Here is a 20,931-nt window from a genome sequence, read left to right as displayed (position 1 = left end):
TACCGTCCCGTCAGGAAACGTTCGGATCGGGTCCACGATATTCACACCATTGCGCACCACGGCGAGTCGCGATGCGGGGAGTTACCGGTCAGTCGATCCGATCAGCCGATCCGGTCAGTCAATGTCGCCGAGATGGTGCTGCACGTAGTCGTCGGCCTGCGCGTCGATCGCATCGTAGTCGCCGGCGTCGGCGTGACGTACGATGGCCAACGTGTTGTTCAGTAATGCCGGGTTGAGCGCCTGCAGCCAGTGGATGCGGGGATCACGGCCGAACCATCCCATCTGCTTGCGGGCGAGACGGCGGGTTTTCTGCGCGATGTCGGCGAACGCCTCGTCCTCGTCGAGGATGCCGTCAAGCACGTCGATCATCTGCTGATAGCCCAGTGCCCGGGCAGCAGTGGGGCCGAGATGGTCACGAAGCCGCTCGGCCTCGGCCAGGAATCCCTGATCGCGCATGGCGATCGTCCGCTCGGCGATCCTGCGGTCAAGTTCCTTGCGCGGCAGATCGAGACCGATCTGCACGGTGGGAATGACATAGCGGTACTTTGGCAGGCTCGCGGAGAATGGACGTCCGGTGATCTCGATGACCTCCAACGCCCGAATGGTGCGACGCACGTTATGGGCATCCATGCGCGATGCGGCCTCGGGATCCTTGGCGGTCAGCTCCTCGAACAGCAGGCCGGGGCCTTCGGTTTCGGCACGCCGTTCCAGTTTCGCCCGCACATCCGGATCCGTGCCAGGGAACGAGATATCGTCAATCGCCGCCCTGGCGTACAGGCCGGATCCCCCGACGAGAATCGGCCGGATCCCGCGGGACAGCAGGTCATGAATGCACTCGCGCGCCAGGTCCTGAAAGCGCGCCACCGTCATGGTCTCGCTCGGATCGATGATGTCGACCAGATGATGGGGCACTGCGGCCCGTTCCTCGGCCGTGGCCTTGGCCGTGCCGATATCCATGCCGCGGTACATCTGGTAGGCGTCGGCGTTCACGATCTCGGCCCGCTGCCCCTGATCGGCGAGCGCCTTGGCGAGCGCGATGGCCAGACCGGTCTTGCCGGACGCGGTCGGTCCGATGATGGAGACCACGCGCATGGTGTCGAGCTGGGGTGTTGTCGGTGTTGTCTGCGGCTCAGTGACGGACGACATAGGTTTGGCCTGCCTTCGGATTGGGATCGGCAATGATGTAGTGGTCGGCGGCGCGGGTGACCGTGGCGGTGATGAAGTCGCCGACCTGCGGCATGGGCTCGCCTTCGGGGATGCCGATATGCGTGAGCACGCCGGTACGTTCTCGTCCGGTGACGCGATGGGTGTCACCGTCGCGACGGCCCTGGGTGGCGGAGACCATCACCTCGACGTCACGACCTTCGAAACCTTTCATGTTCTCCGCGGTGAGCCGCTCCTGCAGTACGTGCAGACGGTCGTATCGCTCGCGTACCACCTCATGGGGCACCTGGTCCATCACGGCGGCCGGGGTGCCGGGACGGGGCGAATATTCGAAGGTGAAGGCGGAGGAGAACCGCGCCTCCTCGACCACGCGCATGGTCTGCTCGAAGTCCTCGTCGGTCTCGCCCGGGAAGCCGACGATGATGTCGGTGCTGATCTGCGCGTCGGGCATGGCCTCGCGCACGCGGCCGAGGATATCCATGAATCTGGCCGAGCGGTAGGACCGGCGCATGGCGCGCAGAATCCGGTCGGAGCCGGACTGCAGCGGCATGTGCAGCTGATGCATGACGTTGGGGGTTTCGGCCATGGCCGCGATCACGTCGTCGGTGAAGGCCGCCGGATGGGGTGAAGTGAAACGCACGCGTTCCAGTCCTTCGATCGTGCCGCAGGCGCGCAGCAGTTTGGAGAAGGCCATGCGGTCGCCCATCGAGTAGCCATACGAGTTGACGTTCTGGCCGAGGAGCGTCACCTCCTTGGCGCCGTCGGCCACGCACCGCTGGATCTCTTCAAGCACGTCGCCGGGACGCCGGTCGCGTTCCTTGCCGCGTACGGCCGGCACGATGCAGAACGTGCAGGTGTTGTTGCATCCCACGGAGATCGATACCCAAGAGGAGATCTTCGATGCGCGGGATGTGGGCAGCTGGCTGGGGAAGTATTCCAGGTCCTGAGAGATTTCAACCTGGGAGCGTCCGGCGGCGCGGGCGTCGTCGAGCAGCCTGGGCAGGGAGCCGATGTTCTTGGTGCCGAATACCGCGTCGACCCATGGGGCGCGGCTGGTGATGCGTTCGCGGTCCTTCTGGGCCATGCATCCGCCTACGGCGATCTGCATGTTGGGGCGCCTGCGCTTAAGTCTGGCCCATCGGCCGATGGTGCCGTACATGCGCTCGGTGGCGTTCTCACGTACGGCGCACGTATTGAGCACGATCAGATCGACGTCCTCGGTCTTTACCTGCTCGTCGGTGGCCTGCACGTAGCCTTCGGATTCCAGCACGCCGGCGATGCGTTCGGAGTCGTGGACGTTCATCTGGCATCCAAGCGTATGCACATAGTACACGCCTTTGCCGCGGGCCTTGGCGATGGCCCCGTCGCCCGTTCCCGTGAGCGCGGCGGCCGGTATGGGGTTGCGTTCCTCAATCGTCATCATGTCCTCGTTCATAGTGCTCCATCCTACCGAGTGACTTGGAGCGCGACGATCGATGGCCGCAGGCCTTGTGCCATCGGCGGTCGACGGACGTCGGTTCAGTCGCCGGCCCTCATAAAATGAACATACGTGCAGTGATTTTGATGGACGAATGTAAAAAACGATGATATGATAAAACGGTAAGCCCCGCCAACGATGGCGGGATCGATTAGGGAAGGAACACCAAGATATGCTCACCCAGTCCCAGCTCGCCAAGTACATGGACCACACGCTGCTCAAGGCCAACGCCACCGAGGAGATGATCGACAAGGTCGTGGCCGAGGCCATCAAGTACAACACCGCATCCGTCTGCATCAACCCCTACTGGATCCCCCGCGTGCACGCGGCGCTCGCCGGCACCGACATCGCCACCTGCACCGTGATCGGCTTCCCCCTGGGCGCCAACACCACCGAGACCAAGGTGTTCGAGACCAACGACGCCATCGACAAGGGCGCCGACGAGATCGACATGGTCATCAACATCGGCGAACTCAAGGCCGGACATGACGACGTGGTGCTCGCCGACATCACCGCCGTGGCCGAAGCCACCCACGCCAAGGGCAAGCTGCTCAAGGTGATCATCGAGACCGCGCTGCTCACCGACGACGAGAAGATCCGCGCCAGCAAGCTCACCGTGAAGGGCGGAGCGGACTTCGTCAAGACCTCCACCGGCTTCTCCACCGCCGGCGCCACCGCCCCCGACGTGAAGCTGATGCGCGAGGCCGTGGGTCCCGACTTCGGCGTGAAGGCCGCCGGCGGCATCCACAATCTGGCCGACGCCTACGCCATGATCGAGGCCGGCGCCACCCGACTCGGCGTCTCCGCGTCCGTGGCCATCCTCGAAGAAGCCGCACGCCAGTAACAACTACCAATCGTCATAGCACCACACAACCCTTCAACGACGAAGGAAGGACACCACATGTCATACACCTATAAGCGAGTGCTGGCGATCGCGCTCGACTCCATCGGCATCGGCGAGGCGCCCGACGCGGCGCGCTTCGACGATGTCGGAGCCGACACGCTCGGCCACATCGGCAAGTTCTTCGATGGCGGACTGCACCTGCCGAATCTCGCCCGCATCGGTCTGGGCAACATCCGCGCCGACGATCCGATCATGGGAGTGCCGCCGGCCGAACCGGCCGAAGGCTGCTTCGGCAAGATGACCATCACGTCCCACGGCAACGACTCGCTCGACGGCCACTGGGAGATGATGTGTCTGCCGGTGCGCTTCGAGATGGCCACGTTCCCCGATGGGTTCCCCCAGCACATCGTCGACGATCTCGAGAAGTTCTCCGGCCGCAAGGTCATTGTCAACAAGCCGTACTCCGGCACCGAGGTGATCCACGACTACGGCGAGCAGCAGATGGCCACGGGCGACCTGATCCTGTACACCTCCGGTGACTCCGTGCTGCAGATCGCCGCACACGAGGACGTGATCCCGGTCGACGAACTGTACCGTATCTGCGAATACGCACGCACGCTGATCAACGGCCCCGAGATCGTGATGGGCCGCGTGATCGCCCGTCCGTACGTCGGACCGGACAAGGACCACTTCGTCCGCACCGCGAACCGTCATGACTACGGACTCGAGCCGATCAAGCCCACCGTGCTCGACTTCCTCAACGAGGCCGGCTACGACGTGCTCGCCGTGGGCAAGACCAACGACATCTTCTCCGGTCACGGCATCACCAAGGGCTGGCGCAACAAGAGCAACATGGACGGCATGGACCATGTGGACGAGGCCATGGCCTCCGACTTCACCGGACTGTGCTTCACCAATCTGGTCGACTTCGACGCGATGTACGGCCACCGCCGCAACGCCCAAGGCGACGGCGAAGCGCTGATGGCGTTCGACGAACGACTCGGCCATGTGATGGACAACATGCACGACACCGACCTGCTGCTCATCACCGCCGACCACGGCAACGATCCCACCTACAAGGGCACCGACCACACCCGCGAGTTCGTACCGATCCTGGCCTACTCCCCTGGCATGCCGAACCCCGGCACCTCGCTCGGCATCCGCGACACCGCCTCCGACATGGGCGCCACCATCCTCGACAACTTCGGCGTCGAGGGCAACGGCGAAGGCACCAGCTTCCTCAAGCAGATCAGCTGAACGCCGACCGTCGGCACACCACAACGAAACACAGAAACGTACTAAGGAGACATCCATCATGGCAACACCCCACATCGAAGCCGAACCGGGCGATTACGCCGACGTCGTGCTCATGCCTGGCGATCCGCTTCGCGCCAAGTACATCGCCGAGACGTTCCTCGAGGACGTCGTGCAGGTCAACGGCGTGCGCAACTGCCTTGGCTTCACCGGCACCTACAAGGGCCACCGCATCTCCGTGCAGGCCAGCGGCATGGGCATCCCCTCCCTGTCGATCTACACCAATGAGCTCGCCACCATCTACGGCGTGAAGACCATCATCCGCGTGGGATCCTGCGGCGGCATGGCCCCCGACGTGAAGCTGCGCGACGTGCTGCTCGCATCCGGGTCCACCACCGATTCCGCCGTGGTGACCAACACGTTCGGCCATGGCGTGCACTACGCCCCGCTGGCGAACTTCGAGCTGCTCGACACCGCCTACCACGTGGCCAAGGAGCAGGGAGTCAACGTGAAGGTCGGCGACATCTTCGCCGCCGACCGCTTCTACAACGACGAGCTCGATATGAAGAAGCTGGCCGACTACGGCGTGCTCGGCACCGAGATGGAATCCGCCGGACTCTACCTGCTCGGCGCCAAGCTTGGCTTCCGCGCGCTGTCGATTCTCACCGTCTCCGATCTGATCTTCAGCGAAGGCAAGACGACCAGCGAGGAACGCGAGAAGACGTTCAACGACATGATCACGATCGCTCTGGAAACCGCGATCGCCGGCAAGTAGCACGTCCCCGCAGGAACGCGGAACGAGCCGCTGCACCCACTGATCACGGCAATACGGGAGGACGGGAGATGGACGCCAAGGCACGGAAGAACGCCGACAGCCTCAAGGTCGCGAAGCTGTACTACCAGCAGGACTACAGCCAGAACGAGATCGCCAAGATCATGTCCATCTCCCGTCCCACCGTCTCCCGACTGCTGCAGTACGCACGGGACATGGGACTGGTACGCATCGAAATCGCCGATCCCATGACCGACGCCACCGATATGGCCGAAACCATCCAGCAGCGGTACGGGCTGGCCAAGGTGATCGTCGTGCCGATCCAGGGGGTGGCGCCCAAGGATCAGCTCGACACCGTGGCCCAGGCCGCGGCGCTCTATCTCGAAGGCATCGTGCGCGACGACGACATCATCGGCATCGGATGGGGACGTACGCTCTACAGCATCGGCACCCATCTGGCCCCGAAGGACGTGCGCCGCGTCAGCGTTGTGCAGATCAAGGGATCCGTGTCGAACACGGAAAGCAACAACTACGGCTTCGAAAGCGCCAACGCGTTCGCCAACGCGTTCCACACGCTGCCGCAGTATCTGCCCCTGCCCGTGATCTTCGAGCACATCCAGACCAAGGAGCTCGTGGAGCGCGAGACCTACATCCGGCGCATCATCGACATGGGACGCCGGGCGAACATCGCCGTGTTCACCGTGGGTACGGTGCGTGACTCGGCCCTGCTGTTCCGACTGGGCTACCTGACCGACGAAGAGCAGCGCAGACTGCAGGAGACGGCCGTGGGCGACGTGATCTCACGATTCATCGACGCGCATGGCAACCCAGCGGACGAGGACATCAACCGCAGGACCGTGGGCATCGACCTCGACGATCTGAAGGCCAAGCCCCACTCCATCCTCGTGGTGGCATCCCCGTCCAAGGTCCCCGCCGTGCACGGCGCACTGGCCGCCGGATACGCCAACACGCTGGTGATCGACCAGGTCAGTGCCGCCGAACTGCTGGACCATCCGACAGTGGAACTCTGACCGTTCGTTTCCGCACATCCGTTCTTCCAAACCAACCGACAAAGGAGTCACAATCATGCGTATGGTCGACGTCATCGACGCCAAGCGCAACGGCGGCGAACTGACCGCCGAACAGATCAAGTTCTTCGTCGACGGCTACACCGCCGGCGACATCCCCGACTATCAGGCGAGCGCCCTGCTCATGGCCATCTGGTTCAACGGCATGAGCGACGAGGAGACGCGCAACCTGACCATGGACATGCTGCATTCGGGCGACCGTCTCGACCTGTCCGACATTCCCGGCGTCAAGGTGGACAAGCACTCCACCGGAGGCGTGGGCGACAAAGTGAGCATTCCGCTCGCCCCGCTGGTGGCCTCGCTAGGCATCGTGGTGCCGATGATCTCGGGCCGCGGCCTCGGCCATACCGGAGGCACGCTCGACAAGCTCGAGGCCATTCCCGGCTACACCGTGGAGATCGGAGAGGACGCGTTCAAGAAGCAGCTGCGCGACGTGGGATGCATCATCTCCGGCGCCACCGGCAACATCGCGCCCGCCGACAAGAAGATCTACGCGCTGCGTGATGTGACCGACACCGTAGACTCGATCCCGCTGATCGCCGGATCGATCATGAGCAAGAAGATCGCCAGCGGCACCGACGCGCTGGTCATGGACGTCAAGACCGGATCCGGCGCGTTCATGAAGCGCGAGGAGGACGCGGTGGCGCTCGCCCACGCGCTGGTGAACATCGGCAAGGGCGTGGGCATGAACGCCATGGCCGTGATCTCCGATATGAACCAGCCGCTCGGCCGTGCGATCGGCAACGCGCTGGAGATCGAGGAGTCCATCGCCCTGCTCAAGGGTGAGGGGCCCGACGATCTGCTCGACATCGTGCTCACCATCGGCAGCCAGATGACGGTGATGGCCGGCAAGGCGAAGAGCCTCGAGGAGGCCCGCGGCATGCTGGAGGAAAACATCGCCAACGGCAAGGCGTTGGAGCGCTTCCGCATGATGGTCGAGGCGCAGGGCGGCGACGGCCGCGTGGTCGACGATCCGACGATCATGCCGCAGGCGAAGTACCATATTCCGGTGCTCGCCGAGGCCGACGGCGTCATCGCCTCGATGAAAGCCGACGAGATGGGCATCGCCTCGATGATGCTCGGCGGCGGCCGTGCCACCAAGGACGACAAGCTCGACTATGCGGTGGGCCTGACACTGGACCGCAAGGTGGGCGATACGGTGAAGGCCGGCGACCGTCTGCTGACCATCCACGCCAACCGCGAGGATGTGGAGGATGTGAAGCGTCTGATCCTCGACAACATCGTCATCGGCGATCATGCCGATCCGATCACGCTGATCCATCAGGTCATCGTCTGAGTCAACGTGCAGGCGCGTAGGGCGTCGGACCCCGGATATCCACTGAATCCGGCGCCCCGCAGAGTACGCTGGAACACGTACCGGAGAGAGAGGTCGGCCGTGGCAGGCCATGCCGCACACCAAGACCGTGAGATCGGCCATCTCCCGGCATAAGGAAAGAAGGAACAACATGTATTTAGCCGTAAACATTCTGGGCCTGCTGGTCTTCCTGGCCCTGGGTTGGGTGTTCTCCCACGATCGGAAGAGCATCGACTGGAAGTCCGTCGGGTGCATGGTGGTGCTGAACCTGGTCATCACCGCACTGCTGACCAGCTTCCAGTGGGGTCGTGACGCCGTCAAGGCCGCGGCCGACGGATTCGCATGGATCGTCAACATCTCGTACAAGGGCATCAACTTCGCCGTGGCCAACTGGGTGGGCGCCGACGGCACCAACCCCGCCCCGGTGAACTTCATCGTCAGCGCACTGCTGCCGATCCTGCTCATCGTGCCGCTGTTCGACATCCTCACCTACATCGGCTTCCTGCCGTGGATCATCAAGTGGATCGGCCGCGGTCTGAGCTTCATCACCCGTCGCCCGAAGTTCGAGACCTTCTACGCCGTCGAGATGATGTTCCTCGGCAACACCGAGGCTCTGGCCGTCTCCAAGATCCAGCTGCAGCGCATGAAGGCCGGCCGTAACGTGACGCTGGCCATGATGTCGATGAGCTGCGTGACCGCCGCCATCATCGGCTCCTACATCCAGATGGTCCCCGGTGAGTTCGTGATCACCGCCATCCCGCTGAACTGCATCAACGCCCTGATCGTCAGCCACATGCTCTACCCGGTCGCCGTCACCAAGGACGAGGACGTCATCTACACGCTGGGCGATCCCGCCTCCGAGGATGAGGTCCAGGAGCTGACCGAGGCCGAGCAGAAGGAGCAGGACAAGGCCGTGGCCGAGTACAACGCCCTGCCCTGGTACAAGAAGATCTACAAGCACGACCCGTCCGTTCCGAAGAAGGAGCCGTTCTTCTCCTTCCTGGGCGACTCCATTCTGGGCGCCGGCAAGCTGATCCTCATCATCACCGCCAACGTGATCGCCTTCGTGGCTCTGGCCGGTCTGATCGACGCCTTCCTGGGCATGATCTGGGACAAGCTGTCGCTCGAATCCATCCTCGGTGTGGTCATGTACATCCCGGCCTGGCTGATGGGTCTCGATCCGGCCACCGCCTGGGACTTCTCGCAGCTCATGGGCCTCAAGCTCGTGACCAACGAGTTCGTCGTCATGGGTCAGATCACCGGCGAGGTCGCCTCCTACGCGGCCCACTACAAGGCAGTGCTCACGGTGTTCATCACCTCCTTCGCCAACTTCTCCACGCTGGGCATGGTCATCGGCTGCTTCAAGGGCATCGTGGACAAGGAGAAGAACGACGCCATCTCCAAGCAGGTCGGTCGCATGCTGCTCTCCGGCATCCTGGTCTCCCTGCTGTCCGCCGCCATGGTCGGCCTGTTCATCTGGTAATCCCGGTCGGATCCCCGACCATTCCCGTGCAATGATTCGCGGCGGTCTTCGGGCCGCCGCCCCGTTAAGGAGCGCAATATGAGCAAGAAGATGATTCTGGATCTCGACACCGGCATCGACGACACGCTCGCCATCGCCTACGCGCTGGGAAGCCCCGAGGTGGAGCTGATCGGCATCACCGGCACATACGGCAACGTGCTGGTGGAGCAGGGCGTGCGCAACGCACTGGCGGTGACCGACCTATTCGGACATCCCGAAGTTCCGGTGTACGCCGGCCTGCCGCATGCCAGCCGCAAGGACTCGTTCGAGGTGCTTCCCGTCTCCGCGTTCATCCACGGCCAGAACGGCATCGGCGACGTGGAGATCCCCGATTCGGATCGTTCCCCCGAGTCCGGCTCCGCGGTGGACTTCATCATCGACGCGGTCAAGACCTACGGCAAGGATCTGGTCTACGTGCCCACCGGCCCGATGACCAACATCGCCGCCGCACTGGCCAAGGCCCCTGAAATCAAGGACGAGATCGGCAAGATCGTGCTCATGGGCGGCGCGCTGACGGTATGCGGCAACGTCGACCCGTGGCAGGAGGCGAACATCTCGCAGGATCCCGACGCGGCGGACAAGCTGTTCCGTTCCGGAGCCCCGGTGACGATGGTCGGCCTCGACGTGACGCTGCAGACGCTGCTCACGTACAAGGAGACCGCCACCTGGCGCGAACTGGGAACCCCGGCCGGCCGCTTCCTCGCCGACATGACCGACTACTACATCAAGGCCTACGAGACCACGGCCCCGAAGCTCGGCGGCTGCGGCCTGCACGATCCGCTCGCCGTGGGCGTGGCCGTGGACCCGACTCTGGTGGACACGTTGAAGATCAACATGAAGGTCGACGTGGAGGGCCCGACCCGCGGCCGCACCATCGGCGACAACGACCGTCTCAACGATCCAGTCAAGACCATGCAGGTGGCGGTGGGCGTGGATGTGCCCCGCTTCCTGAACGAGTTCATGACCCGCATCACCGGTCTCGCCAAGGCGTGATCCGGCGCCCCGTCGGACCGTGACACACGATCCGACGGATCCCATTGCTGATGCCCCGCTCTCCTGTCGAAGACGCGGGGCATCATTGATATACGCGGCCCTCCGGCTCCCCCGCATAAGCCTGAGTCGAATTTCATCGAAGAAATCCAAGACAAGGACCGTTCATGAATACTCATGGAACCACTCATGGAACCGACGACGTCGCCGCCAAGGCTCGTCGTACGCTCATTCCCCTGCTGGTCATCTATCTGCTGGGCACGGTGTGCCTGCAGGCGTTCAATCTGGTGTTCCAGCACATTGGCGCCGATCTGGGTGCCCCCGATCAGGCCTCGCTGATCACCGCCATCCCCGGCGTGGTGCTGGGCATCGTCTGCTTCATCTACGGGTCGCTCGGCGATTTCCTGTCGCTGAAGCGCATCACCCTGTTCGGGCTGGCGCTGCTGTGCGCCGGATCCGTGCTGGGATTCCTGCTGCATGGCAGTCTGCCGCTGGTGATCGGCTTCCGCATCATCCAGACCATCGGATTCCAGGCGGCCGGATCGGTGTATCTGGTCATCGTGGCGAAATATCTGAAGCCGGAGGAGAAACTGCTCTACTTCGGTCTGTTCACCGCCGACTATCAGCTGGCCACGGCCATCGGCGTGCTGTCCGGAGGCCTGTTCGTCTCCATCGACTGGTCGTATCTGTTCCTTATCCCGCTGCTGTCGCTGCTGGTGATCATCCCACTCGCAAAGGACCTGCCCAGCTCCCGCGGCGGCCAAGGCAACGTGGATGTGCCCGGCTTCGCCATCTTCGGCGTGGCGGTGCTGCTGCTCACCCTGTTCTTCTCCATGCTGCAGTGGTGGATGATCGTGGCGTCGCTGGCGTTCTTCATCCTGTTCGCCGTCTACATCGCCAAGGCGAGGGATCCGTTCATTACGCCGGACTTCTTCCATAATGCCCGATGGATCAAGTCGATCATGCTGATCGTGATCTTCTACTTCATCAACTTCTCGGTCACGCCGTTGGTCAACGCATTCGGCTCCGAGGTCTACGGCATGACCAGTTCGCAGATCTCGCTGATGTTGCTGCCCGCACTGATCCTCGCCACGATCTCCGGTACCTGTTCCGGCAGGATCGCCAAGGCGATCGGCCGTGAACACGCCATTCTCACCGGCGGCACGCTCATGGGACTCGGCATGCTCGGCAGCGCGCTATGCCTGGGGCTCGGCCCGGTGGCCGTGGCCGTGACGATGTGCCTGTTCTACGGCGGCATGGCCATGCTGTACTCCCCCACGGTGGACACGGTGCTCGGCACGCTCACCCCCGAGCAGTCCGGGCGTGGCGTGGGACTCAACGATCTGGCCATGCAGGGCGCCGGCGCCATCGGCATCGCCGTGTTCGGCGGGCCGATCGTCATGCAGCCGTTCGCCGGTGGCAGCCTGATCGGCGCCACCGGAGCGGCGGCGAACGCGTCCAACATGCTGCTCATCTACGCGGCGATCATGGCGTTCGGCGTTATCTGGTTCCTCGTCTTCCGCCGGTCGATCGCCGGAAAGCGGTGACCTTCCATCGTTGGTCTTCCGCTGGTCTTCCCCGGCTCGCCGACGCCGGACCAGCGCCATGTGATCCTCTCCGGATCCGTTCACGCCGATCGGATTCGGAGAGGATTTTTTCAGCAAATTCCCCGGAACCTTTGCTACGCTACCCTCGGTTTTAGCAAGGAGAACAGTTCCCATGATGCTCGAACGCAAACAGCGCTTCAACGTCCCCGAGATCCGTTCCAAGGTGGCGCAGATCTCCACTGACATCGGCACCGACGTATTCCAAGGATCCCAGATCGTGGCGTACGCGGAGCTCGAACAGATCTACTCCGGTGCCATGCGTGAGATCGGTACCAAGCTGGAGAACCTCGACGATGAGTTTCAGCTGAAAAACAGGCATAATCCGATCCATCACATGGAATGCCGGCTTAAAAGCATCGACTCCACCATCGGCAAGCTACGCAAGCGCGGACTGCCGCTCACCGTGGAATCGATCCGGCAGAACCTGTACGACATCGCCGGCATCCGCGTGATCTGCAACTACGTGACCGACGTGTATGCCGTGGCGAATACGCTGTCGGAGCAGTCCGACATCGAGGTGATCCGCATCAAGGACTACATCCGCAATCCCAAGCCCAACGGCTACCGCAGCCTCCACGTGATCTATCAGGTGCCGGTGTTCCTGTCCGACGGGCCGCATCCCACACCCGTCGAGGTGCAGTTCCGCACCAGTGCCATGGACTACTGGGCCAGCCTGGAGCATCGTCTGCGCTACAAGAACAGCATCGAGGACGGCGAGCGCGAGAAGCACTACGAAACGCTGAAGGAGTGTGCGCGTCAGCTCGCGGACATCGAGGATCGGATGCAACAGATCCATCAGGAGCTCGGCTGAATGCGATGATGCACGGAGTGTCACCGGCGTTGCGGCCGGTTCGACGTACCATCTGTACGCCTTCACCGTCCGCGCCTTGGTGACACACGCGTGCACCGCCACATTCCACATTCCACCGTACCGGCATCGGCAGTGACGTCGATGTGGCGGACCCGATCAGAAGTCGAAGGTGTCGGGGTTGGCGCCGTTGCGCACGCCACTGCCAGCGGCCTCGACTGCGGCCATGTCCTCATCGGTCAGCGTGAAATCGAACACGTCGATGTTCTGACGGATGCGATCCTCGTGCACGGACTTGGGGATCACCACCACGCCGCGCTGCAGATGCCAGCGGATGACGACCTGTGCCGCGGACTTGCCGTACTTGGCGCCGATCTCGGCGAGCGTCGGGTTCTTCAGCAGGCTGCCGCCGGTGCCGCCGAGCGGGCTCCATGCCTCGACCGTGATGCCGTGTTCCCTGCAGTAGGCGATGACCTCGTTGTTCGGGAAGTCCGGCGACGACTCGATCTGGTTGGCCGCGGGTACGATGTCGCTGATGCCGGCGAGCTCCTCGAGGTGGTGGATCTGGAAGTTGCTCACGCCGATGGCGCGGATGCGGCCTTCACGGTAGAGGTCGACCATGTCCTTCCACGCGTCCTGCCAACCGTCGGCGGGCCAGTGGATCAGGTAGAGGTCGACGTAGTCGGTGCCCAGTCGTTTGAGGCTTTCCTCGAATGCCTCCTTGGCACGGTGCTGGCGGATATCCTCATTCCACAGTTTGGTGGTCAGGAAGATGTCCTTGCGATCCACTTCGGATTCGGCGATGGCCTTGCCTACGGAATCCTCGTTACCGTAGACCTTGGCAGTGTCGATATGACGGTAGCCGTTGGCGAGCGCCCAACGCACGGCGTTTTCGGTCTGTTCGCCTTCGGGCGTCTGGAATACGCCAAGTCCCAGCTGTGGAATGGTCACGGTGTTGTTGAGGGTGATGAAGTCCATGAATCCTCCTTGATCGTTTGTCATGACAGACGCGGCATCGTCGTGGTTTGCCTCGACCGGTGTCGTGTTCCATCCTATGGGTTTGGATTCGAATATGACGATCGAATCGGATTGCCACGCCGACTGTTATCGTTCTCAGCGTAATTGCCCCCTAGTGTTCAGCAAGCCTTCAGGTGACTTCCATAGACTGGCGGCAATGATGCATAGAAGGAGCGATCATGGCATTTGGTAATAATGGCCAGCCCCGAAATCAGTTCAACAACGCGCAGAATCCGTATGGGCAGCAGCCGTATGCGCAGCAGAACTACCAGAACTATCAGCAGCCGCAGTACGGCAATCCGTACGGCCAGCAGCAATATGGACAGCAGTATGGCAATCCGTATGGCCAGCCGCAGTACGCGCAGAACAGCTATGGGACCGCCGCGTACGGTCAACCGGTGATGGACGCACAGGCCACGTACACGCAGGAGAACTATCTGAAGGCCACGCGCGTATCCACGGCCAAGGCGTACGGCGAGATGACCGCCGGTCTGCTGGTCACCGCGGTGGTGGCGCTGCTCACCCAGGCCACGGGCCTGTTGTATACGTTCCTGATGGCGTTCGGTTCGGTCGGTCTGATCGGTCTGGCCATCGTGCAGGTGGGTCTGGCCGTGGTGCTCGGCTGGAAGGTGATGTCGATGAATCCGACCACCGCGCGCGTGATGTTCTACGTGTATGCGGCACTGATGGGCTTCACGCTGAGTTCGATCTTCGCCGTGTATTCCCTGGGCAGCATCGTGCTGGTGCTGGCGATGACGGCCGGGTTCTTCCTGTGTCTGACGATGGTGGCGCTCACCACCAAGGCCGATCTGCTCAAGGCGGGTCCGATCCTGATGGTGGCGCTGATCGTGCTGATCGTGGCCGAACTGATCATGATGTTCGTCATGCCCGGCCAGACCGCGACGATGGTGATCTCGGCGATCGCGTTGGTGATCTTCGCCGGCCTGACCGCGTATGATGCGCAGTTCACCCGTGCGCTGTTCCAGCAGTATGCCGGGGACGCGACGATGATCAAGCGCGTGTCGATCCTGTGCGCGCTGAACCTGTACCTCGATTTCATCAACTTCTTCCTCAACCTGTTGCAGCTGCTTGGCTCGCGCGAGTAACGCGCATAACCGACAGGCGCCACGAGAACCCGGATGTTTCGGCATACGAGACGTCCGGGTTCTTCGTTACCTGGGCCCGTTAGGTTATGGCCACGTGCAGAGGAAAGAATTGGGCGGCATGGTCTGCCTGCTGTTGACGGCCCTGATCTGGGGCTTTTCGTTCGTGGCCCAAGTGCAGGGTATGGATTCCGTATCCCCCTTCTTCTTCAATGCCACCAGGTTCACGCTGGGAGCGTTGTCGCTGGTGCCGATTCTGCTGGTTCAGGCTCACGCACGGGCTCATTCCGGTTCGGTCAGCGACACGACCAAGACATCCGCCGACGCTCATGCCGGCTGGGCGCGCACGCTGTTGGTGGGCGGTGTCTGCGGCGTGGTGCTGTTCACGGCGAGCACCCTGCAGCAGTACGGCGTGCTATGGGGTCACGAGGCGGGACGGGCCGGGTTCATCACCGCGCTCTATATCGTCATCGTGCCATTGCTGGCGTGGGTGTTTCTGAAACGACGCATCACGTTCGTCACCGTGATCAGTGTGGTCATCGCCGTGATCGGCTTCTACCTGCTATGCATCACCGGAGGATTCGGATCGATCAGCGGCGCCGACCTTATTCTGTTCGGCTGCGCCGTGCTGTTCGCCGCCCATATCCTAGTGATCGATACGCTGGGATCTTCGGTGGATCCGATTCGTCTGTCGTTCTGTCAGTTCGTCGTGTCCGCCGTACTCAGTTGGGTCGGGTCACTGATCGACGGTTCCGTCGATTGGGCGGGCGCGGCGGCGGGTTGGATGCCGATTCTCTATGCCGGCATCGGTTCGGTGGGCGTCGCCTATACGTTGCAGGTGGTGGGCCAGCAGTGGGTGCCGCCGACACAGGCGTCGTTGATCATGTCGTTGGAGTCGTTTTTCTCCGTGGTGGGTGGAGCGATCATTCTTGGCGAGGTGATGACCGGTCGCGCCTATTGGGGTTGCGCACTGATTTTTGCCGGCACGCTACTGGCGCAGATGCCGGCATCATTACCGAAGCGTCTGCTGCGTCCGCATCGTCGTTGACACATGACGGAGCATGTCGACCATTGGTTCGATGAATGAATCATAACGACACGTCAATATGCGAGTGGGGGCTGATCGACGTCATAGTCGGTCAGCCCCCACTGTGTCGGGCATCGTATGATTACGGTGCATGGCGGTCATGTTCTCGAATCAGGCCGGGCAGTGCGCCTTAGCCATCGTCGAACCAAGAACGGCCTTGTGCTGCGGGGTCCTTACCTGGCCATACACGAGTGCGCGCGTGAAATGCATCTCACACATCCCATTGGCTTCCGCCTGTCTATCGCACCCGATTATGGCGCATTGTTGGCTTGTCATATCAAGGACCCCCTTGTTCCTGTGGCTGTTGTTCTATTCATTTTTCGTTTCTCTCCGAAGGCGCCGAATGCCGCTGCCATGCGCCGTTCACTGCCCCTTCACTATTCGACAATAGACCACATGCCCCCTCCGGTACAGCTACAGGTCCAAAAACGTGACGTAATGAACAGCGTTGGCGTGTCGTGTCGGCTCATTTGCTACGTTTCATCAGCCCAACCACCCCGGTGCATCGATACCCCCTAGCCCGCGGACACCGTCCGACCCCATCTACGCGGTCGGTCTCCAATCCTTGTGTTCACGTTCACATCGATACGATTGTTCAACGAACATACGAATATGCCCGGCGGACGGGGTAAACCATCCGCCGGGCAAGGTCACCGCATTCCCGTGACCAGCGTCCTGGAGCCGACGCTCAGCGGGATGGCTCCAACTCCACGCCGGCGGACGCCATCTCGCCACGAGCCTGCTCGCCAAGCTCAGGACTCACCGGCACGGTGAGGTCAGTGAATACACGAACATGGAATCCGAACTTCACGGCATCCAACGCCGTCTCCTTGACGCAGTGGGACTCGGCGATGCCGACCACATCCACATCGGTCACCCCTGCCTTCCGTAACGCATTGACCAGCGTGCGCCCCTCCTCCGTGGCGATGCGCACCTCGGCACGGGACTGCTGCCGGTCGCTATTGTCCTCGATGCCCTCGAATCCCGAATACGCGGCCGCATACTGGCCCTTCTTGAAATGATGGGCGATGTCCAGCGCGGCGATGGCCGGATGCAGCTGCGCGTTCGCGGTGCCGGCCACGCCATGCTGAGGCCAGGAGTCCACGAAATCGGGATTCGCCGAGAAGTGCTTCCCCGGCACGATATGCCAGTCCTGCGTGGTGGCGATGTATGCGTATTCGTCACGATGCGCACGCACATAGTCGGCGATACGCTCGGCGACCGCGTTGCCGACTTCCACACCGAGTTCGCCACCCTCGCAGAATGTGGGCTGCACGTCAACGATGATCAATGCCCTGGTCATAGGTTGCCTCCTGAATGGGCCGATTGGTTCGTCTCCATTCTGCCATGTCTGCGTCGGACGGCAAGGATGCCGTCACAGACGCCGTCCGCCTTATTCGATCGGCAGTTCCACATGAATGATCCAGGAATCGTCCTGCCGGGTCGTGCGCACGACCCCGCCCAGGGATTCGATCCGCGATCGCTGAGAGGCGAGGCCCACTCCCCCGGACCTGCCACGCCACGACTCGTCGGCTGCGCACGAGTTCGTCTCGGTGACGGTGATCGTATGCTCGCCGATGCGTACGGCGATCATGTACGGCTGAGTAGGATCGGCATGACGCATGATGTTCGCGCAGATCTCCCGCAACAACGAACGCATGGCATCCGCAACGACCGGGGAAAGCGCCTTTGGAGCGCTCTCGTCAATACTCAGCGTGCCGGTTCCGTCGAACCCGACCCGATGCAGCTGATGGTCGATCCCGTCAAGCGTCGCGCGGATCATAGCTGGCCCATCGTCCGCATCGCAGGCACCGCCGTCCACGGTTGCGGACGCCGACGCGTGTCCGGCGGTATCCGACGAATCGACGACGGCCGGCACGCGTAGCATATCGATCACACGGTGCAATTCGTCCAGCGCGTGCAACGACTGACGATATAGGCCGTCATACGTCTCGCGTTCCCCGTTCGGCAGATCCGTCGAACGCGCCTTGCGGCCGGCGATCAGCGCGATCGACGACAGCTCGTTGGTGACCGCGTCGTGAATGTTGCCGGCGAGCACCAGATCGCGTTCGCGTGCCTTGAATTCCCGTTCCCGATCGCGCAGCCGGGATGCCTCCTCGATGGCCCGCTGCGCCCGGTTGCGACAAAGCAACGCATAGGCGACCAACGGCGCGATGGCCATTTGCGAGGCGATGCCGATCGAAGACATCCAGGCTCCGGCCGACAGGTCCATCCATCCGTGCATGTAGTAGCCGAACGTGGATACCAGCACGTAGATGGCGAGCGCCACCGGGTAGATCAGGCCGAGCGTCCAGAACAGCACGTGCAGGATGCCTTCGTCCCGCCATTCCTGCACGCGGCTGCGTAGAGTGGGCGTGTATTCGTACACCATCAGAGCGAGCGCAAGCATGACTCCGGGAATGAACGGCAGAATACCCAGATCGATGCTGCACCAGTTGCGCAGTTGAGCGATCAGAATGTAGAGGACCGCCGTGAGAATGCCGCCCACGCGAGGATGCCATGCCATGGATGCCACGGCGTACGCGTAGCAGATCAGCAGGAACGGGACCAGCCCGTCGGCGATGGGACCGTGGGGAATCGGCATAAGCGCGAATTCGATCAGCGTGACGATAAAAGCGGCCACGGTGATGAGGATTCGCCAGGGATGGGTGTGGTACCAGTGATGCAGTCGGTTGGCGAGCGTGTTCATAGCTGCCCCTTTCCCGTCATCCAGCGCACGACGGCCTGGCTGAGGTTGCGGGCGCCCAGCTTGGTTTTGATGTGTCCGATGTGCGTGCGTACCGTGGATGGCGATATGTTGAGTCGTTCGGCGATTTCGGTGAAGTCCAGTCCGCTGCAGCAGAGGTCCATGATGGTTGTCTCCTGTGTGGATAGGGCGTAGGGCTCCTTCCCTCCCGCCCCGATGGAATGTCCACCATCCAGTCGTTCATACGCCTGTTGCGCGGTCTGGAACGTCACGGACGGCGGCAGATCGGTCGCGGGCTCGTCGTCCGAGCGGATATGAACGTAGGTACCGCCATTCAGCACCGTCTCGATGCCTTGGCACAACCGGTTCACATCGGCCTTGCCGACGATGCCCTGCGCGCCTGCGGAGGCCGCCGCCGCGGCGTAGGTGTTCACGGTGAATGAGGTGACCGCGAGCAGTGTCACGTCGGGGGTTTCGGTGCGGATGCGTCGACAGACGCTGATCCCGGACATGCCTTCCATCGACATGTCGACGAGGAGCAGCTCCGGGCGGGTCGCCGCGGTCAGGCAACGGTCCACCGCGGTCTGACCGTCGTCGGTGGTCCAGGTCACCGTGCATTGCGGCAGTTGCTGTTCGATCAGCGCCCGCAATGCGGTGAGGGCGAGGACGTCGTTGTCGACGATGGCAATGCGTCGATTCGTGTTCTGCTGTCCGTTCATGCCTTCACCATATGCCGGGCTGACGTCTGATGTCGAACGCCATGGACGAATGTCTACGCCGTTGGGTTCGCGGATCAACGCTTTCTACAATGACCATAGAAGGACGGAGGAACCACTGATTTTCGTGGTTCCCGTCAGTTGGATCATGGTCGGATCCGTGGTCGTGAAAGCGAGGTGCATGATGGGTGTAAAAGCGATGCTGAAGCCGTATTCGAAGAGTGTGAGGGCACGTATCGTCTGTTACGCGGTGTGCTGGACGGTGGCGTGCCTGACCGGGGCCATCTATATCTGTGCGGCCGATCCGGTGATGCATCATGTGGTGTTCGCCGGGATTTCGTTCGATGATCTGATGTATTGGACCACCACAGTGCTTACGCTGCTGCCCATCGTCGTTGACGGGTTGTGGCGTCAGTTCGGTGGCGAACGATCGAGGCTTGGGTGAACGTCTACGTTTCTCCCCGACATTTCAACCGCGGATTCCGGACTGGGGGAAACGGGCTTGTATGGGAGTGAATCCCTCCCTCAGTCCGCCTGCGGCGGCCAGCTCCCTCCCCTGGAGGGAGCACGCAGGGTACTGGGCATGCCGCGCGGCAAGGTTCATGCCCCACAGCTCTCGCACACGCTCAACATCAGCGTGCTCCCTCCGAGGGAGGGAGCTGTCACGCGACAGCGTGACTGAGGGAGGGAACGCATACCTGATTTGGCCGGAACCCCATTGAACAGCGATCCGACCGAATCCCCTCATTGCTTGGGCTTTCGCCCATGATCCTATTAGTCGTTGAGGTGTTCGATGGCGTAGTTCGCCTCATCGGCAGTGAACTTTTCGCCGTATTCACTGGTCAGCTGGTCGCGGATCGCCTCGGGCGACATCGCCATGCTCTTCTGGTAGTCCTTGGCCTTGGCAAGCGCGTTCGCATTCCAATCGGCCTTGACATTGTCTACGGCGTATTGCGCGGCTTCGGCGGAGAACTGTCCGCCGTATTCGCTGGTCAACTGGTCATATACGCCCTGCTTGGACATGTGCATGGTGTTCGCATAGCTTTCCGCCTGACGAAGGGCGGACTTGTAGTCGGCCGGCACGGACGGCTCCTCGCTCTTCTTCTGTTCGGTGGTACCGCTGCTGGATGCCGAGCCTGACTGGGCCGATTGCGATTGTGAGGTGCTGTTCGTATCGGAGCTTGACGAACCGCCGCCATTCATATTGCTGATGCCGATGATCAGTACGACCACGATCAGCACCCAGAACCACCAACGCTTGAAAATCGGCTTCTTCTTCGGCTGCTGCGGCTGCTGGAACGGCGGCGCCTGCTGCGGAGTCATCTGGGGAACCGGCTGCTGCGGCTGCACCGGCTGGGGACTTCCTTGGATGGGCTGGGTCATGGTATTGCCTCTCTCTTCCTGATACGTCGACGAGCGTCATGGTCGTCGACGAATGATGTTGACGAGGCCAACCGTAC

General features: G+C 62.2%; 19 protein-coding genes. 12 read left to right on the top strand and 7 right to left on the bottom strand.

All coding sequences use genetic code 11. The features are described from left to right. Positions 1–114: 114 nt before the first annotated feature. Both miaA and miaB read right to left on the bottom strand, forming a co-directional pair. Positions 115–1,146 (bottom strand): tRNA (adenosine(37)-N6)-dimethylallyltransferase MiaA, encoded by a 1,032-nt coding sequence (gene miaA / locus D2E23_RS06995; RefSeq protein WP_420897296.1) that lies wholly within the window; start codon positions 1,144–1,146, stop codon positions 115–117. After that, positions 1,130–2,599, bottom strand: coding sequence for a tRNA (N6-isopentenyl adenosine(37)-C2)-methylthiotransferase MiaB (miaB, locus tag D2E23_RS06990; protein WP_126030239.1), 1,470 nt, complete (start codon positions 2,597–2,599; stop codon positions 1,130–1,132). The genes miaA and miaB overlap by 17 nt, the downstream gene beginning before the upstream one ends. A gap of 214 nt (positions 2,600–2,813) precedes the next feature. Between miaB and deoC the strand changes: the two genes are divergently transcribed. From deoC to D2E23_RS06945, 9 genes are all read left to right on the top strand, one after another. Next, positions 2,814–3,485, top strand: a complete 672-nt coding sequence (gene deoC, locus D2E23_RS06985; protein ID WP_126030238.1) for a deoxyribose-phosphate aldolase — start codon at positions 2,814–2,816, stop codon at positions 3,483–3,485. Between the two features lie 57 nt (positions 3,486–3,542). Beyond that, complete coding sequence (locus D2E23_RS06980) at positions 3,543–4,742, top strand: phosphopentomutase (protein ID WP_126030237.1); 1,200 nt, start codon at positions 3,543–3,545, stop codon at positions 4,740–4,742. Positions 4,743–4,800: 58 nt separating this feature from the next. Then, positions 4,801–5,514 carry a purine-nucleoside phosphorylase gene (gene deoD, locus D2E23_RS06975; protein ID WP_126030236.1) on the top strand — a complete coding sequence of 238 codons (714 nt, stop codon included), beginning with the start codon at positions 4,801–4,803 and terminating at the stop codon, positions 5,512–5,514. A 68-nt stretch (positions 5,515–5,582) separates the two neighbouring features. After that, positions 5,583–6,542: a sugar-binding transcriptional regulator gene (locus D2E23_RS06970; protein WP_126030235.1), complete on the top strand. Its 960-nt coding sequence runs from the start codon at positions 5,583–5,585 to the stop codon at positions 6,540–6,542. A gap of 55 nt (positions 6,543–6,597) precedes the next feature. Then, positions 6,598–7,896 carry a pyrimidine-nucleoside phosphorylase gene (locus D2E23_RS06965; protein ID WP_126030234.1) on the top strand — a complete coding sequence of 433 codons (1,299 nt, stop codon included), beginning with the start codon at positions 6,598–6,600 and terminating at the stop codon, positions 7,894–7,896. A gap of 169 nt (positions 7,897–8,065) precedes the next feature. Next, positions 8,066–9,397 (top strand): NupC/NupG family nucleoside CNT transporter, encoded by a 1,332-nt coding sequence (locus D2E23_RS06960; protein ID WP_126030233.1) that lies wholly within the window; start codon positions 8,066–8,068, stop codon positions 9,395–9,397. Between the two features lie 78 nt (positions 9,398–9,475). Beyond that, positions 9,476–10,429, top strand: coding sequence for a nucleoside hydrolase (locus tag D2E23_RS06955; RefSeq protein WP_126030232.1), 954 nt, complete (start codon positions 9,476–9,478; stop codon positions 10,427–10,429). Between the two features lie 164 nt (positions 10,430–10,593). After that, positions 10,594–11,973, top strand: coding sequence for an MFS transporter (locus D2E23_RS06950; protein ID WP_126030231.1), 1,380 nt, complete (start codon positions 10,594–10,596; stop codon positions 11,971–11,973). 172 nt (positions 11,974–12,145) lie between these two features. After that, on the top strand, positions 12,146–12,844 hold the full coding sequence (locus D2E23_RS06945; protein WP_126030230.1) for a GTP pyrophosphokinase: 699 nt from the start codon (positions 12,146–12,148) through the stop codon (positions 12,842–12,844). Positions 12,845–13,000: 156 nt separating this feature from the next. Here the strand turns inward: D2E23_RS06945 and D2E23_RS06940 are convergent, their stop codons facing one another. After that, on the bottom strand, positions 13,001–13,819 hold the full coding sequence (locus D2E23_RS06940; protein WP_126030229.1) for an aldo/keto reductase: 819 nt from the start codon (positions 13,817–13,819) through the stop codon (positions 13,001–13,003). Positions 13,820–14,037: 218 nt separating this feature from the next. On the opposite strand from D2E23_RS06940, the gene D2E23_RS06935 reads away from it, so the two are divergent. Both D2E23_RS06935 and D2E23_RS06930 read left to right on the top strand, forming a co-directional pair. After that, the gene (locus D2E23_RS06935) at positions 14,038–14,964 is read left to right on the top strand and encodes a Bax inhibitor-1/YccA family protein (protein WP_126030228.1); all 927 of its coding nucleotides are present in this window, start codon (positions 14,038–14,040) and stop codon (positions 14,962–14,964) included. Between the two features lie 118 nt (positions 14,965–15,082). Further along, on the top strand, positions 15,083–16,009 hold the full coding sequence (locus D2E23_RS06930) for a DMT family transporter (RefSeq protein WP_164520725.1): 927 nt from the start codon (positions 15,083–15,085) through the stop codon (positions 16,007–16,009). 727 nt (positions 16,010–16,736) lie between these two features. Here the strand turns inward: D2E23_RS06930 and D2E23_RS06925 are convergent. The 3 genes from D2E23_RS06925 to D2E23_RS06915 form a co-directional block, all read right to left on the bottom strand. After that, positions 16,737–17,351 carry an isochorismatase family protein gene (locus tag D2E23_RS06925; RefSeq protein WP_126030226.1) on the bottom strand — a complete coding sequence of 205 codons (615 nt, stop codon included), beginning with the start codon at positions 17,349–17,351 and terminating at the stop codon, positions 16,737–16,739. A 90-nt stretch (positions 17,352–17,441) separates the two neighbouring features. After that, the gene (locus D2E23_RS06920) at positions 17,442–18,758 is read right to left on the bottom strand and encodes a sensor histidine kinase (RefSeq protein ID WP_126030225.1); all 1,317 of its coding nucleotides are present in this window, start codon (positions 18,756–18,758) and stop codon (positions 17,442–17,444) included. After that, entirely contained in the window at positions 18,755–19,474 is a 720-nt protein-coding gene (locus D2E23_RS06915) for a response regulator transcription factor (protein ID WP_126030224.1), read from the bottom strand. Before D2E23_RS06915 ends, D2E23_RS06920 begins: the two co-directional genes overlap by 4 nt. A gap of 49 nt (positions 19,475–19,523) precedes the next feature. Between D2E23_RS06915 and D2E23_RS06910 the strand changes: the two genes are divergently transcribed. Then, positions 19,524–19,916, top strand: a complete 393-nt coding sequence (locus D2E23_RS06910; protein WP_126030223.1) for a hypothetical protein — start codon at positions 19,524–19,526, stop codon at positions 19,914–19,916. 329 nt (positions 19,917–20,245) lie between these two features. On the opposite strand, the gene D2E23_RS06905 is transcribed toward D2E23_RS06910, so the two are convergent. After that, positions 20,246–20,854, bottom strand: coding sequence for an Ltp family lipoprotein (locus tag D2E23_RS06905; RefSeq protein WP_206432011.1), 609 nt, complete (start codon positions 20,852–20,854; stop codon positions 20,246–20,248). Positions 20,855–20,931 lie beyond the last annotated feature (77 nt).

The organism is Bifidobacterium callimiconis, from assembly GCF_003952005.1.
GTDB classification, from domain to species: Bacteria; Actinomycetota; Actinomycetes; order Actinomycetales; family Bifidobacteriaceae; genus Galliscardovia; species Galliscardovia callimiconis.
This window is presented reverse-complemented; position numbering and strand designations above follow the sequence as displayed.

Coding starts and splice junctions, on each gene's coding strand:
- miaA (WP_420897296.1), bottom strand. CDS start 1,146: ATGTCGTCCGTCACTGAGCCGCAGACAACACCGACAACACCCCAGCTC.
- miaB (WP_126030239.1), bottom strand. CDS start 2,599: ATGAACGAGGACATGATGACGATTGAGGAACGCAACCCCATACCGGCC.
- deoC (WP_126030238.1), top strand. CDS start 2,814: ATGCTCACCCAGTCCCAGCTCGCCAAGTACATGGACCACACGCTGCTC.
- D2E23_RS06980 (WP_126030237.1), top strand. CDS start 3,543: ATGTCATACACCTATAAGCGAGTGCTGGCGATCGCGCTCGACTCCATC.
- deoD (WP_126030236.1), top strand. CDS start 4,801: ATGGCAACACCCCACATCGAAGCCGAACCGGGCGATTACGCCGACGTC.
- D2E23_RS06970 (WP_126030235.1), top strand. CDS start 5,583: ATGGACGCCAAGGCACGGAAGAACGCCGACAGCCTCAAGGTCGCGAAG.
- D2E23_RS06965 (WP_126030234.1), top strand. CDS start 6,598: ATGCGTATGGTCGACGTCATCGACGCCAAGCGCAACGGCGGCGAACTG.
- D2E23_RS06960 (WP_126030233.1), top strand. CDS start 8,066: ATGTATTTAGCCGTAAACATTCTGGGCCTGCTGGTCTTCCTGGCCCTG.
- D2E23_RS06955 (WP_126030232.1), top strand. CDS start 9,476: ATGAGCAAGAAGATGATTCTGGATCTCGACACCGGCATCGACGACACG.
- D2E23_RS06950 (WP_126030231.1), top strand. CDS start 10,594: ATGAATACTCATGGAACCACTCATGGAACCGACGACGTCGCCGCCAAG.
- D2E23_RS06945 (WP_126030230.1), top strand. CDS start 12,146: ATGATGCTCGAACGCAAACAGCGCTTCAACGTCCCCGAGATCCGTTCC.
- D2E23_RS06940 (WP_126030229.1), bottom strand. CDS start 13,819: ATGGACTTCATCACCCTCAACAACACCGTGACCATTCCACAGCTGGGA.
- D2E23_RS06935 (WP_126030228.1), top strand. CDS start 14,038: ATGGCATTTGGTAATAATGGCCAGCCCCGAAATCAGTTCAACAACGCG.
- D2E23_RS06930 (WP_164520725.1), top strand. CDS start 15,083: ATGGTCTGCCTGCTGTTGACGGCCCTGATCTGGGGCTTTTCGTTCGTG.
- D2E23_RS06925 (WP_126030226.1), bottom strand. CDS start 17,351: ATGACCAGGGCATTGATCATCGTTGACGTGCAGCCCACATTCTGCGAG.
- D2E23_RS06920 (WP_126030225.1), bottom strand. CDS start 18,758: ATGAACACGCTCGCCAACCGACTGCATCACTGGTACCACACCCATCCC.
- D2E23_RS06915 (WP_126030224.1), bottom strand. CDS start 19,474: ATGAACGGACAGCAGAACACGAATCGACGCATTGCCATCGTCGACAAC.
- D2E23_RS06910 (WP_126030223.1), top strand. CDS start 19,524: ATGTCTACGCCGTTGGGTTCGCGGATCAACGCTTTCTACAATGACCAT.
- D2E23_RS06905 (WP_206432011.1), bottom strand. CDS start 20,854: ATGACCCAGCCCATCCAAGGAAGTCCCCAGCCGGTGCAGCCGCAGCAG.